The following is a 14,763-nucleotide window of genomic DNA, read 5'->3' as shown; positions in this document are numbered from 1 at the left end:
GAAAGTAGAGAGTATCAGTGCTTTATTGCCTTGTCAAAATTGTTTTGACATCCAACTGCTCCTGTGCCGGATAAAAGATGACCGACTGTCGACTGAGCATATCTAATTTTGACCCATCCAAGGTCTCAAGGAGATAGCCCAACTCTTCTCCCATGATGGCAGCGGCTAAATAATCCCAGGGACAGAGGTAAGAGGCATAGCCCCAGATCTGACCAGCTAGCACACGCGCCATGCTCAAACCAGCACAGCCATAATTTCTAACACCTAGTGAGCGATTGAACAAGTCTGCCAGATGATAGGCGTTTTGGGCATAAAGACGGGTATTGCTTGCGACTACGGACTGATTGAGCAAGCCTCCACCCATCAAGGGCAGAACCTCCCCATTGCAGGTTACAGGAAACCCTTTGCCGCCGCTGTACAGCTTGTCTGCCATGACATCATAAATCAATCCAAACTGTCCGACGCCATCTTCCAAATAGGCCAACATCACTGCAAAGTCCTGCTGCTGGGTCACAAAGTTAACTGTTCCGTCGATAGGGTCAATGACCCAGACTGCGCCTCTAGAAGGGTTAGTTTTTAGGTTGTCCTCCTCAGCTAAAAAATGGTCATTAGGGTACCTATCTTGAATCGAATCAACCAAAAATTGCTGACACGCCTTGTCAACATTGGTCACCAGATCGGTTGCTACTGATTTGGTTTCAACCTTAATCTCAATCCCCATCTGTTCTTTAATCAGAAGTCCAGCCTGACGAATGAGTTGCTGGGCAAAAATAAACTTATCGTTCAAGTCGCAGTACCCCCGTTCCTTTTTCCTGGGCGACTTTCACCGCTCGATAGATGGAGTAGCCACTGACCTGCTCAAACTCACGTCCAAGTCTCTTTTCTTCACTCTTAGACCTGACGACAGTCTTGAACATAGCATAGCTGTTTAGAAAGTCTGTCACCTTGATCTGATCCTCGTAGGCATCTTCAACCATGGTTAAAAAATGAAGCACTGCGGTCATGTCGTCAGTGCTCCAAGATAAATCAATAGGATAAGTGTATTGTTTAGTCATAATACCGATCAATCTCCGCTCTAATGGTAGCCTGTTTTAGTTCGTGCTTGCGGTAATCCCGAGACAAGAAGGCACGAATCTCATCTTCGTTGAATCCTATCTGCATTCGTTTTTTGTCCATCAAAATTGGACGACGCAAGAGATTTGGGTTTTTCGTAATGAGGGTCAACAGTTCTGAAACGGATAGCTCATCAACATCAATATTCAACTTTTGGAAAACTTTTGACCGCGTTGAAATAATATCCTCCGTGCCGTTTTCAGTGAGTGAGAGGATCGTCATCAACTCATCACGTGACAGAGGACTGGTAATGATATTATGTTCCCGAAAAGGGACCTTATGCTTGGTTAGCCAAGCTTTTGCCTTCCTGCAGCTTGTACAACTGGGAGAGATGAATAGTGTTAACATACTTTTATCCCCTGTAACATAGTCACTTCCATTATACAAGTTTTTTGCTCAAATTTCTATACTTTTTCCCAGTTTTTTGAGATTTTTTTATCAAATTCTAGCTGTTCAACCAACTTTTCAACAGAATCGAACTTAATCATGTCACGAATTTTGCTCAGCCAAAGAATTTCAATGGTTTCACCATAGATGTCCTCATCAAAATCAAACAGATGAGCCTCTAAACGTAGGTCTTGACCGTCAAAGGTCACGTTTTTACCGACGCTTGTCATAGAGCGGTAACGATTGCCCTTGACCAGAATATCCGCCACATAGACACCATCAGCAGGTAAAAAGGTTCGGTCGATCGGTGCTAAATTAGCGGTCGGAAATCCCATGGTTCGCCCCCTAGCATCGCCATGTACCACAATGCCACGGGTTGAAAATTCATAACCCAAAAGACGATTGGTCGTCTCGATATGTCCTTTTGAAATGGCGCGACGGATACGGGTTGAGCTGATTTTCTCACCATCATCTTGTAATTCAGGCACAATGACTACCTCACAGGAAGCCGCTGTTTTTAAGTCATCGGCTGGCCTTTTATCATGTCCAAAATGGTAATCAAATCCGACAACAACGACCTTGGCTTGCAGGCCTTCAATGTAGCGGGAAATGAACTCAGCCGAACTAGTTCTGGCAAAATCGCTCGTAAAGTCCATCAAGTAAAGCTGATCCACACCATACTCTGCAAACTTGGCATAGCGCTTCTCAGGATAGGTCACATGCAGGAGCAAGTCGGGCGTGAAACGGGCAAAAGCTAATTTTGGTGACTCATAAAAGGTCAGCACAGCAACTTTTAGCTGTCTGGCCTGTGCAATGGCTCTTGCCTCTTCAAAAAGTTTCTTATGTCCACAATGAAGGGCATCAAAATATCCTAAAACCAAGACGACTGGTTCATCCACAATCAACTCTTGGTCTGTTTTTAATCTAAAAATATCCATAGCATTTATTGTAACACAAGTCAGCGATAGTCAGATAAAAATAGCTCACCTTTTGAGATGTTAGTGCAAGTCCTCTGCAAATTTATTAAGTCGCCTTAAGCGATGATTCACACCACTCTTGGTCAAGGGAGTTTCTAAGCTATCTGCCAGCTCCTGAATGGAATAATCCGGATGCTGTATCCTCTTTTGAGCGACCTCCTGCAAGTCAAGAGGCAAGCTATCTAATCCCACTCGTTCAATGATTTTGCTGATGTTATTGATTGTTTTCATGCTGGCGGTTATAGTCCGTGCAATATTGGCAGTTTCCGCATTATTAGCGCGATTGAGATCGTTTCTGGTTTCGCGATAAACTTTGACTTCTTCAAACCTATCTTTAGCATCAACAGCACCTATGACCAAGAGGAAATCCATAATGTCTTCAGCTTTTTGGAGATAGGTCATCGTGCCGTTTTTATGGTTAATGACCTTAGCATCAAGCATAAATTTTTGAAGCAGGCTCGCCAAATCCTCAGCATGATCTTGGTAAACCGAAAAAATCTCCAATTGATACTTGCCTGTTTCAGGGTCTGTCAGTGACCCTGTTGCCAAAAAAGCCCCTCGCAGGTAAGACTGTCCAGCCCCATCATTAGTCAAGATGGTTGATGATACGCCAGTCTCAAAACCAAAAAAGCTGTCTGCTAGCTGTAAATCGGCTAAAATCGCCTCTACTCCTGTCTCTAAAACCACCTGATAAACACGATTTTTCTTGAGATTGGAGCGCGTGTGGTAGCGGATTTCAGGCTGAATGGCATAAAACTGCTCAATCATTTCATACAGGTGGCGAGCAATTTTTGCCTGTTCAGTGGTCAAGGTCAGCCTGAGACCTTGGCTGGTTAAGCCCAGACTCCCTGATAATTTCATCATGGCAGCGAGTTGGTACTTGTCTGCGGTTGTACTGGTTAATACTTCTTCTTTCACTCTGGCTGTAAAGGTCATCAGTAGTTCGCTCCCAATAAGGTCATCAGTTCCTCAACCACTAGGTGCCCATCGTGAAAAGCTCCGCCATTTTCCAAACGTAAAAAGTTTGACGAAATTACCCGTTTAACCTGTTGTCGCAATCCTTCAAAATCATGCTCTACCTGCACCAAATCCTGATTAAAACGATGAGACACCATGTAGTCATGTGGCACTGGAGCGATATTTACAAGAACCGTATCCACCACACCATCACCTAGGTGTTTGGCAAGAACTCGCACGTGGTCACTGTCGCTAAAATGCTCTGTCTCTCCTCGCTGGGTCATGATGTTGCAAACATAAGTAATCTGAGCTTTTGTCTTTATCAAGGCTTGTTGGATTTCTGGAATCACCAAATTAGGCAAAATTGAGGTAAATAGTGACCCAGGTCCAAGGACAATCATATCGCTATCCATAATCGTATCAACAACTTTTCGACTGGCTGTCGGTTGTTGTTCATTGTAGGTATTAGTAACATAGACACGCTCGATTGTCCCTTGGTAATTAGCAATATGGCTCTCGCCAGATACTTGATGACCATCGGTAAAAACGGCATGTAAGGTTAAGGGCTCCTCACTAGCAGGAAAAATCTTGCCTGTCGTGTGGAAAAACTTGGTCAAAATCTGCATGGCTTGGTAAGTGGACCCTTGCATTTCTGAAATACCGGCAATAATCAGATTGCCTAGTGGGTGACCCGATAGGCTATTTTGTCCTTGGAAACGGTACTGAAAAATCTTCTCATAAAACTTTGGCATGTCACTCATCGCTACCAACACGTTCCTCAAATCTCCTGGCGGTGCTAGTCGCATATCTTGCCGAAGGGTACCCGATGATCCTCCGTCATCAGCTACGGTAACAATGGCCGTGATGTCAACATCTTCGTGACGGAGACTACTGAGAATGACCGGAATGCCTGTTCCACCGCCAATAACTGTTATCTTAGGCTTTCTCATGACCGGTTCACCGTCTCCTTTCGTTTATCCTTATCTCGGTGACTCTCGTTGACGGTCCACTCCTTGGCAATATCTGCCGCCAAACGATGAGCGAAAGCAACACTGCGGTGCTGACCTCCCGTACAACCGATTGCAATGGTTAAAACGGACTTGCCTTCCTTTTGATAACCAGGTAGAATCGGCGCTATCAGACGGTACAAGTTATGATAAAAATCCTCAGATACTTGAGAAGCCATCACATAGTCAAAAACAGGTTGATCCAATCCAGTCTGCTCTCGCAATTCCGGAACATAGTGAGGATTTGGCAAGAATCTCACATCAAATACCAAATCAGCATCGATAGGCAAGCCATACTTGAATCCAAAACTCACGACTTCAATACGAAACTGACCCTGCTGATCTGCTTGTGCAAACTGCTCTGCAATGGTTTGTCGTAACTGACGAGGCGTAATCTCTGTGGTCTCCACCACATTCTGACTGAAACTTTTAAGTGGCGCCAAGAGCTCTCGTTCGCGCTTTATCCCGTCCAGAACTCGACCAGCCGCTGCTAAAGGGTGACTACGACGGGTCTCCTTGTACCGTGAAACAAGCTCACTATCTGTCGCGTCTAGAAATAGGATTTTGAAATCAAGCTGCTCATTGCTTTCTAAACTATCCAACATCTGGGTGATTTCAGCAAAAAACTGCCTACTTCTCATGTCGACGACTAGAGCAACGTGGTCATAATCATTGGTTTGTCCAACCAACTCCAAAAACTTTGGAACAAGGGTAGGTGGCATGTTATCAATGGTAAAGTAGCCTAAGTCTTCAAAAGACTGGATAGCAACGGTCTTCCCCGCACCGCTCATCCCAGTAACGACAACTAATTTGATGGGTTTGGTCATCTGAACTCTCCTTTGTTTAACGATTTACTCCTTCGTTTCGTTTATTATAGCACAAAGACCCCTTAAAGGACAGGACAAGGTGCATCAACTTTGACTCATCCATAGGCTTGAACCGTTATTCTCCCAACACCCCCTCTACCAGCAAGACAATCATCTATTCAGCTGTCAGAATTGTTAACAACTTATTAGCCATTTTCGGTGAGACGAGCATATGAATTGATGAAGCCGTGTTAGCTGCGACACGGGTTAGAATTCCAAAGTTATCGTTATTGCTTTTTTCCAAAATAAAAAACAAAAACAAAAACACCTTGAAAATTCTGAATATTTAGTGTAAAATGGTCAGCACATTATCTAAAGGAGTATGTATGAAAAAATATCTATTGGCCTGCCTAACAGCTCTATTTTTGGTTTTTAACACCAGATCAACAACTGTTTTGGCAGAAGAAGATGTCCTACGAGTCGGCATGGAAGCAGCTTACGCTCCCTTTAACTGGATCCAAAGTGATGACAGCAACGGTGCAGTCCCAATTGATGGCACCAACCAATACGCCAACGGCTACGATGTCCAAGTCGCCAGGAAAATTGCTGACAGGATGGGCAAAAAATTGGTCATCGTCAAAACCTCTTGGTCTGGCTTAATTCCAGCCCTGACATCTGGCAAAATCGACCTCATCATCGCAGGCATGAGTCCCACCGAAGAGCGAAAACTCGAAATCGACTTTTCAGAGAGCTACTACACTTCCGAGCCTGTCCTTGTCGTACGCACGGACAGCGACTATGCAAAAGCGACCAGTCTAGCTGACTTTGCAGGGGCGAGGGTGACCTCCCAGCAAGGGGTCTACCTCTACAACCTTATTTCTCAGATTGAGGGCGTCTCCCAGCAGACTGCCATGGGGGATTTTGGTCAAATGCGCCAAGCTCTCCAGTCTGGGATTATTGACGCCTATGTCTCTGAGCGACCAGATGGAATTTCGGCCCAATTGGCCTCTAAAGACTTCACCATGGTCTCTCTCAAGGAAGGGTTTGAAGTTAGCGAGTCCGATGTCGCTCTGGCAATTGGTATGCGCAAAGGCGATAAAAACCGCGAATTGGTCAACCAAGCCTTAGCAGATTTCCCAGCTGAAGAGCAGACCAAGCTCATGGACAGTATGATTCCCCTCCAACCCATAGAAGAAATTATCGAGGAGAAAGTTTCCTTCTTCAATCAGGCTTGGAACATTTTCACAGGCAACTGGAAAGCTCTCCTTAGCGGAACAGGCATGACCCTGCTCATCTCTATCTTAGGCACCATCTTCGGTACAATGATTGGTCTTGCGATTGGGGTCTTTCGTACCGCACCAAGAGCGATCAACAAGGCAGCCCGCCTTGCCCAGCAAATCGGCAACTGGCTCATCCACATCTATGTCGAAATCTTCCGTGGCACCCCAATGATTGTTCAATCCATGGTCATCTATTATGGTACCGCCCAGGCCTTTGGTCTCAACCTTGACCGAACTCTCGCTGCCATTTTCATCGTCTCTATCAATACAGGAGCCTATATGAGTGAGATTGTTCGCGGTGGTATCCACGCCGTGGACAAGGGGCAATTCGAGGCGGCGACCGCTCTTGGCTTTACCCATCACCAGACCATGAAAAAAATCGTTCTTCCACAAGTCATTCGTAACATTCTGCCATCAACAGGGAACGAATTTGTCATCAACATCAAGGATACCTCTGTCCTCAATGTCATCTCCGTAGTCGAACTCTATTTCTCTGGAAATACCGTCGCTACACAAACTTACCAATACTTCCAAACCTTTGCGGTTATTGCGGTCATCTATTTCATCTTGACCTTTACCGTGACCCGTATCTTACGCGCCATCGAAAAGCGGATGGACATGGATGAATATACCACAGGAGTCAACAATTATTGAAGAAACATGTTATCACACTACTCCTTGTCCTGCTTTTACCTTTATTAACCGTCAAAGGCAGTGCATCTGATGATGAATTTTTGCGCATCGAAACTGATGCCGCATACGCTCCTTTTAGCTGGACCCAATCAGATGCCAGCAACGGTGCTATTCCCATTGAAGGCACCAATCAATACGCTAACGGTTACGACATTCAGGTCGCTAAAGCCATAGCAGAGCAGTTAGGTAGGAAACCCCTTGTGGTTAAAACCAGCTTTACAGGTCTGATTCCTGCTCTTACTTCTGGCAAGGTTGACCTGATTATCGCCGGTATGAGCCCGACTGACGAACGTCGCTTACAAATTGATTTTTCAGAGACCTACTACCGCTCAGCACCTGTCTTAGTTGTTCGATCAGATAGCCCTTACGCTCAAGCTAAGCAGCTCAGCCATTTTGCAGGAGCAGCTATCACCTCCCAACAAGGGACCTACCTTTATGACCTTATCTCACAAATTAAGGGTGCCCACCAAGAAACAGCCATGGGGGATTTTACCCAGATTCGGCAAGCTCTCCTTTCTGGTGTTATCGATGCTTATGTGACTGACCGCCCTGATGGTATCGCCGCCGAAGTTGCCTCACCCGAATTCAAAATGATTGTTCCCGAAGATGGTTTTGAGGTGAGCGCCTCTGATGTCGACCTAGCAATTGGAATCCAAAAAGGCAATGATACACTCAAAGCAACCGTCAATCAGGTCTTGGCCAATACCCTTAAAGACCAACAAGCACTGATGGATCAAGTTGTCCCTTGGCAACCATTGGTTGAGACCGACGCCGATAGCCAACCAAATTTTATCCAGCAGATGCGACAGATTTTAAAGGACAATTGGCAAACCTTTCTTAGTGGTACAGCCATGACCTTGCTCATCGCCATTACAAGCACCGTTATCGGTACTAGCATTGGCTACGGTATCGGTGCTTTCCGTACAGCTCCTAAAGCCAATCACCCCCTACTAGCTATCTTGCAAGGGCTACTGGGACGGTTGATTACCATTTATGTTGAGGTCTTTCGAGGGACCCCGATGATTGTTCAATCTATGGTCATCTACTACGGCACTGCCCAAGCTTTTGGGGTAGACTTAAACCGGACATGGGTAGCAATTTTTATCGTAGCTGTCAATACAGGGGCCTACATGAGTGAGACCATCAGAGGAGCCATTCTAGCTATTGACAAGGGACAATTCGAGGCAGCAACTGCGCTTGGCTTTACTCATGGCCAAACCATGACAAAAATTGTGTTACCACAGGTTTTTCGCTATACCTTACCTGCTATCGGTAATGAATTCGTTCTCAATATTAAGGACACCTCTGTACTCAATGTGATTTCAGTGGTGGAGCTCTACTTCTCTGGAAATACGGTCGCCACACAGACCTATCAATACTTCCAGACTTTTACCCTAATCGCTATCATTTACTTTATCTTAACCTACACTGTGACTCGTCTCTTGCGCCACCTTGAGCAGCGCTTGGATGCTGATGACTACACAGGAGGTATGACCGTATCAATCGGAGGGACACATGACTAAGCCAATTTTAGACATCAAACAACTTGAAAAATTCTATGGACAGAACCAGGTGCTCAAAGGCATTTCACTGACGGTACAAGCTGGGGAGGTCATCTCCATCATCGGCTCGTCAGGTTCTGGAAAATCCACCTTCTTGCGTTCCATCAACCTTTTGGAAGAACCGACAGCTGGGGATATTTTATTCCATGGCAAAAATATTGCAGACACTGACTTTGACCTTCACACCTATCGAGAAAAAGTCGGCATGGTCTTTCAGTCCTTCAATCTCTTTGACAACCTCAATGTCTTAGAGAATGCCATCGTCGCCCAGACCACCGTCCTCAAACGTGACCGATTAGAAGCCGAGGCCATCGCCAAAGCCAATCTTGAAAAAGTCGGCATGGGCGAGCAGTACTGGCTAGCTAAGCCCAAACAGCTCTCAGGTGGACAAAAACAACGGGTCGCTATCGCCCGTGCCCTCTCTGTTGACCCCGAAGCCATCCTCTTTGATGAGCCAACCTCAGCCCTTGATCCTGAAATGGTCGGCGAAGTACTCAAAACCATGAAAGACTTGGCACATTCTGGCTTGACCATGATCATCGTAACCCACGAGATGGCCTTTGCCAAAGAAGTCTCTGACCGTGTCATCTTCATGGATAAAGGTGTGATTGCGGAAGAAGGCACACCTCAGCAGATTTTTGAGAACCCTCAGGAAGAACGCACAAAAGAGTTCTTACAACGCTTCTTGGGGAGCTAAGAAAATAGATAAAACAACAATATCACCTCGCGTCTGAGACGAGGCGATTTCTTATTGCCAGCTTTTTCGTGAATGATTTGATGATATCATCCCTCGTCCGGGTCGTCGTTCAACATGCCAGCAGCATTTACTTGACCAGAATAATCTTGGATTTTTCCAGCAGAATAGAGTATAATGAAAAATAGAGATTTTTAGAAAGGTCGATATCTTGTGAAGTTCTCTCGTTTACAACTCAGCTTAATTACCCTTAATCTTATTGGTGTTATTGCCATCAGCTATCTCCTTGTCACCCGTCAGCAAAGTCTACCAGCACTCTTCAAACAAGTAGTTGTCAATTCCCGTACCTCTGCAGACTTACCTTCTTCCAGCTCAGAAATATCAACTGAACCTATTCCCAGTTCAGAAGGAACAGAAACATCTGCTTCCAGTTCAGAAGCACCAACCGTCTCTGACCCCACTCAACTCATGCCACAACATAACCATAATTACGCTGCCAACGACTATGCTTATGATATCAAAGATATTCAGGCCTATCTCAAGGGAGATAAGCCTTATGATGGTCAACCGCTTGTTTTTATCACGATTGATGACGGTGCAAACCATGACATAACACCACGAGTCTTAGATCTTCTTAAAGAGCATCAGGTACATGCGACCTTTTTCCCAATTGGTTCTGAGGTCACTCCAGACAAGGCAAAACTCTATCACAGACAAATCAATGAAGGACACGCGATTGGACTCCATAGTTATAGTCACGATTTAGACTTACTCTACCCTGGTCGTGTCCCAAATGTTGATCAAATCGCCTTTGAAGCCAAGCAAGCAGATAAGGCATTTAAGCGTGTCCTGGGGATGAAATTCCAAACGCACGTCTGGCGCTACCCAGGTGGAGCCTTGTCTTGGCAAGGGCTTGATGCTGCTCACAGTCGCCTCGCAGATTTAGGTCTGATTTGGCTAGATTGGAACGCCAGTTTAGGGGATGCCGAACCAACTTATCGTCGACCTCAAACTGTTGATGAGATGATTGCCTTTCACGCTAAGTCACTGGAAAAGTACCCACAGTCCCCCCAGCAGTTAAAAGTGGTTCTTCTCCACGATGCCCCAGATAAAACCCTCACCCTAGAAACACTGCCACACATTATCCAATATTACAAGGATAATGGCTATACGTTTGGAGTATTGCACTAATGACTATTATCCCCATCCAGCCTGGCGAACGTATCGACCAGCTGTTCTCTACTGATGTCAAAATCATCCAAAACCGCGACGTCTTCAACTACTCGGTGGACAGTGTCCTCCTCTCACGCTTCCCAAAACTCCCCAGCCGTGGCCTCATCGTTGACCTCTGCTCTGGTAATGGAGCAGTTGGTCTCTTTGCTAGCTCCCAAACTCAGGCACAGATTATCCTCGTGGAGTTGCAGGAGCGGTTAGCGGAAATGGCTGAGCGCTCCATTCGGCTCAACAACTTGACCGACCAAGTAAGTGTGATTAACGATGACCTGAAAAACCTGACGCAACACATCAAACCATCGCAGGTTGATTTGATTGTCTGCAATCCACCCTATTTCAAAGCTACAGAGACCTCCAAAAAAAACCTCAGCGAACACTACCTGCTGGCCCGTCATGAAATCACCACCAACCTCGATGAAATTTGCAAGGTCAGCCAACAAGCTCTCAAATCCAACGGCAGACTGGCTCTAGTCCATCGACCAGACCGTCTTCTGGAGATTATTGATACCCTCAAGCAGTATAAACTGGCTCCCAAGCGCATCCAATTCATCTACCCCAAAGCAGGCAAGGAAGCCAATATGCTCTTGATTGAGGCCATCAAAGACGGTTCGCTGGAGGGCATGCGGATTTTGCCACCACTGATTGTTCATCAAGACAATGGTGACTATACTGATGAGATTCGAGCAATTTACTATGGACACTAAAGCCTACATGTATGTGTTAGAATGTGCTGACGGTAGCCTCTACACAGGCTACACGACCGATCTTTACCGTCGCCTCAAAACCCACAACGCAGGCAAAGGCGCCAAATACACTAAAGCACGCCTGCCCGTCAAGCTCGTCTATCACGAAAGCTTTGACAGCAAGTCAAAAGCCCAGTCCGCTGAAGCACTCTTTAAGCGCAAAACACGGCAAGCCAAGCTAGAATACTTAGCTCATCAAGAGCAAACTTGGAAACCGTAGCAGAAACTTGCAGGAAAATTTTCCTAGTGATAAAATGGGTATATAAAAAGGAAGGAGACTGTTATGACACAGTATAAAAACTACGTCAATGGCGAATGGAAAACATCCGCTAACGAGATTAAAATCTATGCCCCAGCTTCTGGTGAAGAACTTGGTTCAGTGCCAGCCATGACCCCTGAAGAGGTTGATTATGTTTACGCCTCTGCCCGTGCTGCCTTGCCAGCATGGCGTGCCCTATCTTATGTTGAACGTGCTGCTTACCTACACAAAGTCGCTGATATTTTGGTGCGTGATGCTGAAAAAATCGGTCTGGTCCTCGCTAAAGAAGTAGCAAAAGGCTATAAATCAGCAGTATCTGAAGTTGTTCGTACAGCAGATATTATTCGCTATGCCGCAGAAGAGGGTGTTCGCCTGTCAGGTGAAGTGCTTGAAGGCGGTAGCTTTGAAGCAGCTAGCAAGAAAAAAATTGCGGTCGTTCGTCGCGAACCTGTTGGTTTAGTTTTAGCGATTTCGCCATTTAACTACCCTATCAACTTAGCAGGTTCTAAGATTGCCCCTGCCCTTATCGGAGGGAACGTGGTTGCCTTCAAACCACCAACCCAAGGGTCTATTTCAGGTCTTGTTTTGGCTGAAGCTTTTGTAGAAGCTGGTATCCCAGCTGGTGTCTTCAATACCATCACTGGTAAAGGTTCTGTCATCGGTGACTACATCGTTGAACATCCAGCGGTTAACTTTATCAACTTCACAGGCTCAACACCAGTCGGTGAGCGTATCGGTCGCTTGGCGGGTATGCGCCCAATCATGCTAGAACTTGGCGGTAAAGACTCTGCTATCGTCTTGGAAGATGCGGATCTTGCCGTGGCAGCTAAGAACATCGTGGCTGGTGCCTTTGGTTACTCAGGGCAACGTTGTACAGCGGTGAAACGTGTCCTTGTTATGGAAAGCGTTGCAGATGAGTTGGCTGAATTGGTGCGTGAACAAGTGCTTAAATTGACTATAGGTGATCCGTTAGAAGATGCGGATATCACGCCATTGATTGACACCGCTGCTGCTGATTTTGTTGAAGGTTTGGTTAAGGATGCTGCGGACAAAGGAGCAACAGCCTTGACAGACATCAAGCGCGATGGCAACCTCATCTGCCCAATCCTCTTTGATAAGGTGACAACTGATATGCGCTTGGCTTGGGAAGAGCCGTTTGGGCCAGTTCTGCCATTCTTGCGTGTCAAATCTATCGAAGAAGCAATCGAGATTTCCAACCAGTCTGAGTATGGTTTGCAGGCGTCTATCTTCACACGTAACTACCCACGTGCCTTCTATATCGCTGAGAAATTAGAAGTCGGAACCGTTCATATCAACAACAAAACGCAACGTGGAACAGACAACTTCCCATTCTTGGGTGCTAAAAAATCAGGTGCTGGTGTTCAAGGGGTGAAATACTCTATCGAAGCCATGACAACTCTCAAATCAGTTGTGTTTGACATTGAATAATAACTTAAAAAGGAGGCTCTATAATTTTTGTAGTGGTTAAATCCACCTCGGAGATTATGGAGTCTTTTTGAGTATGAAAAAAGCCCATATGACCTATAATGAAAAGCGACTAAATTCACATTAGAAAGACTCATATGGAATAAAGAACTAGTCAGGGGAGTGACTAGTTCTTCCCGAGCTCTAAAATAGAAAAAGCGAGGATTTTATCACAAACCTACTCGGAATTAAAGACCCTAATATCACTATCTTGGAAGTTGTGGACACTAGAAGCCACAAGGAAGTCATCGCTAAGCTGGACTACCCTGCTCCAAAATGCCAACATTGCCAGGGGCAGATGACTAAATATGACTTCCAGAAACCATCCAAAATCCCTTATCTTAAGTGTGCAGGGTACAAGACACTCATTCGCTTGCGAAAGCGACGCTTCCACTGCCAAAAGTGCGGGAAAATAGCTGTCGCAGAGACATCCTTGGTCAAGAAAAATCACCAGATTCCCGTCATTCTTCATTAGAAAATTGCCCAGAAACTGATGGAGAAAGTAGCCCTGACCGCTATCGCTGAGAGCCTTGCGGTATCAACCTCAACCGTTATCCGAAAGCTAAAGGAGTTCCAGTTCAAGACAGACTTGACCTGCCTCCCAACTAACATGAATTGGGACTCAAACAGTCCAGTGGACTGTTTGAGGTAGGAGCCTGAAAATACAAAAGCGACTAGTTGAAGCAGGAAAGGCAAAATGAGCTTTATCGCACAGGACTTTGATTCGCTTAACATTGTGACAATCCTAGACGGTCGAACCCAAGCCACCATTCGCAATCACTTTCTACGCTATTCTAGAACGGTCAGAAACCGTGTCAAGGTCATCACCATGGACATGTTTAGTCCGTATTACAAGTTAGCTAAACCCCCTCGCTCTCCCGTTTTCAAGCTCGGGCTGAAACAGTCTCTCCCCAGACTGTTTCACTCCCAAACGCCAAAATCGTCCTCGCTCGTTTCCACATCTCGCTTTCAAATTTCTTAGCCCAAGGCTAAAATAGTCCACTGGACTATTTTACTCCAACACATGAGCAGGGCCATGAACAGGCTACGTGTCCAGGTAATGAATCAGTTTGACAGAAAATCCTATGAATACAGGATCTTCAAACGCTACTGGAAATTGATACAACAAGATAGTCGAAAGCTCAGTGATAAACGGTTTTATCGCCCGACCTTTCGCATGCACTTGACCAATCAGGAGATTGTCGCTAAGCTGCTTGGCTATTCTCAAGAACTGAGAGAACACTACGATTCTTTATCAACTCCTCTTGTTTCACTTCCAAGAAAAGCAAGCCGAACAGTTTTTTGGGCTGATCGAGGAGACGATTTCGAGCGTCAATCCCATCTTTCAGACGGTTTTTAAGACCTTCTTAAAGAATAAAGACAAGATTGTCAACGCCTTGGAACTGCCTTACTCAAACGCTAAACTAGCGGCGACAAACAACCTTATCAAGGTCATTAAACGGAATGCTTTTGGGTTTCGGAAGATAAAAATTGAATCGGTTACACTAAACTAGACAGAATTTATAAAGTGTTCTACACTAAAGAAAACAGGAGAACTCTATGTCTA

At 45.5% G+C, this 14,763-nt stretch carries 14 protein-coding genes and 1 pseudogene; 8 read left to right on the top strand and 7 right to left on the bottom strand.

Going from position 1 to position 14,763, the window contains the following annotated elements:
- Positions 1 to 22 precede the first annotated feature (22 nt).
- The 7 genes from ACERC8_RS02780 to rapZ are packed head-to-tail and all read right to left on the bottom strand — an operon-like array spanning position 23 to position 5,268.
- Positions 23 to 787: an inositol monophosphatase family protein gene (locus ACERC8_RS02780; protein ID WP_373658385.1), complete on the bottom strand. Its 765-nt coding sequence runs from the start codon at positions 785 to 787 to the stop codon at positions 23 to 25.
- The gene (locus tag ACERC8_RS02775) at positions 777 to 1,055 is read right to left on the bottom strand and encodes a UPF0223 family protein (protein ID WP_373658383.1); all 279 of its coding nucleotides are present in this window, start codon (positions 1,053 to 1,055) and stop codon (positions 777 to 779) included. The genes ACERC8_RS02780 and ACERC8_RS02775 overlap by 11 nt, the downstream gene beginning before the upstream one ends.
- Complete coding sequence (locus ACERC8_RS02770; RefSeq protein ID WP_018368637.1) at positions 1,048 to 1,461, bottom strand: Spx/MgsR family RNA polymerase-binding regulatory protein; 414 nt, start codon at positions 1,459 to 1,461, stop codon at positions 1,048 to 1,050. Before ACERC8_RS02770 ends, ACERC8_RS02775 begins: the two co-directional genes overlap by 8 nt.
- Before the next feature lie 56 nt (positions 1,462 to 1,517).
- Entirely contained in the window at positions 1,518 to 2,438 is a 921-nt protein-coding gene (locus ACERC8_RS02765) for a bifunctional riboflavin kinase/FAD synthetase (protein WP_373658382.1), read from the bottom strand.
- Between the two features lie 60 nt (positions 2,439 to 2,498).
- The gene (gene whiA, locus ACERC8_RS02760) at positions 2,499 to 3,413 is read right to left on the bottom strand and encodes a DNA-binding protein WhiA (RefSeq protein ID WP_373658381.1); all 915 of its coding nucleotides are present in this window, start codon (positions 3,411 to 3,413) and stop codon (positions 2,499 to 2,501) included.
- Positions 3,413 to 4,384, bottom strand: coding sequence for a YvcK family protein (locus ACERC8_RS02755; RefSeq protein ID WP_373658380.1), 972 nt, complete (start codon positions 4,382 to 4,384; stop codon positions 3,413 to 3,415). Before ACERC8_RS02755 ends, whiA begins: the two co-directional genes overlap by 1 nt.
- Positions 4,381 to 5,268 carry an RNase adapter RapZ gene (rapZ, locus tag ACERC8_RS02750; RefSeq protein ID WP_373658379.1) on the bottom strand — a complete coding sequence of 296 codons (888 nt, stop codon included), beginning with the start codon at positions 5,266 to 5,268 and terminating at the stop codon, positions 4,381 to 4,383. The genes ACERC8_RS02755 and rapZ overlap by 4 nt, the downstream gene beginning before the upstream one ends.
- Positions 5,269 to 5,633: 365 nt before the next feature.
- On the opposite strand from rapZ, the gene ACERC8_RS02745 reads away from it, so the two are divergent.
- The 8 genes and pseudogenes from ACERC8_RS02745 (at position 5,634) to ACERC8_RS02710 (ending at position 14,710) form a co-directional block, all read left to right on the top strand.
- The gene (locus ACERC8_RS02745) at positions 5,634 to 7,181 is read left to right on the top strand and encodes an ABC transporter substrate-binding protein/permease (RefSeq protein ID WP_373658378.1); all 1,548 of its coding nucleotides are present in this window, start codon (positions 5,634 to 5,636) and stop codon (positions 7,179 to 7,181) included.
- Complete coding sequence (locus ACERC8_RS02740; protein ID WP_373658377.1) at positions 7,178 to 8,743, top strand: ABC transporter substrate-binding protein/permease; 1,566 nt, start codon at positions 7,178 to 7,180, stop codon at positions 8,741 to 8,743. Before ACERC8_RS02745 ends, ACERC8_RS02740 begins: the two co-directional genes overlap by 4 nt.
- Entirely contained in the window at positions 8,736 to 9,479 is a 744-nt protein-coding gene (locus ACERC8_RS02735) for an amino acid ABC transporter ATP-binding protein (RefSeq protein ID WP_373658376.1), read from the top strand. Before ACERC8_RS02740 ends, ACERC8_RS02735 begins: the two co-directional genes overlap by 8 nt.
- A 210-nt stretch (positions 9,480 to 9,689) precedes the next feature.
- Entirely contained in the window at positions 9,690 to 10,667 is a 978-nt protein-coding gene (locus ACERC8_RS02730; protein ID WP_373658375.1) for a polysaccharide deacetylase family protein, read from the top strand.
- Positions 10,667 to 11,413 (top strand): tRNA1(Val) (adenine(37)-N6)-methyltransferase, encoded by a 747-nt coding sequence (locus ACERC8_RS02725; protein ID WP_373658374.1) that lies wholly within the window; start codon positions 10,667 to 10,669, stop codon positions 11,411 to 11,413. The genes ACERC8_RS02730 and ACERC8_RS02725 overlap by 1 nt, the downstream gene beginning before the upstream one ends.
- Positions 11,403 to 11,672, top strand: coding sequence for a GIY-YIG nuclease family protein (locus tag ACERC8_RS02720; RefSeq protein ID WP_373658373.1), 270 nt, complete (start codon positions 11,403 to 11,405; stop codon positions 11,670 to 11,672). Before ACERC8_RS02725 ends, ACERC8_RS02720 begins: the two co-directional genes overlap by 11 nt.
- 63 nt (positions 11,673 to 11,735) lie before the next feature.
- Positions 11,736 to 13,160 carry an NADP-dependent glyceraldehyde-3-phosphate dehydrogenase gene (locus ACERC8_RS02715; protein ID WP_373658372.1) on the top strand — a complete coding sequence of 475 codons (1,425 nt, stop codon included), beginning with the start codon at positions 11,736 to 11,738 and terminating at the stop codon, positions 13,158 to 13,160.
- 205 nt (positions 13,161 to 13,365) lie between these two features.
- Positions 13,366 to 14,710, top strand: a pseudogene (locus ACERC8_RS02710) (transposase).
- Positions 14,711 to 14,763 lie beyond the last annotated feature (53 nt).

It is taken from the genome of Streptococcus sp. E29BA (assembly GCF_041807805.1).
GTDB lineage: Bacteria > Bacillota > Bacilli > Lactobacillales > Streptococcaceae > Streptococcus > Streptococcus entericus.
The sequence above is the reverse complement of the archived record's forward strand: the minus strand, read 5'-3'. Positions and strand labels throughout refer to the sequence as shown.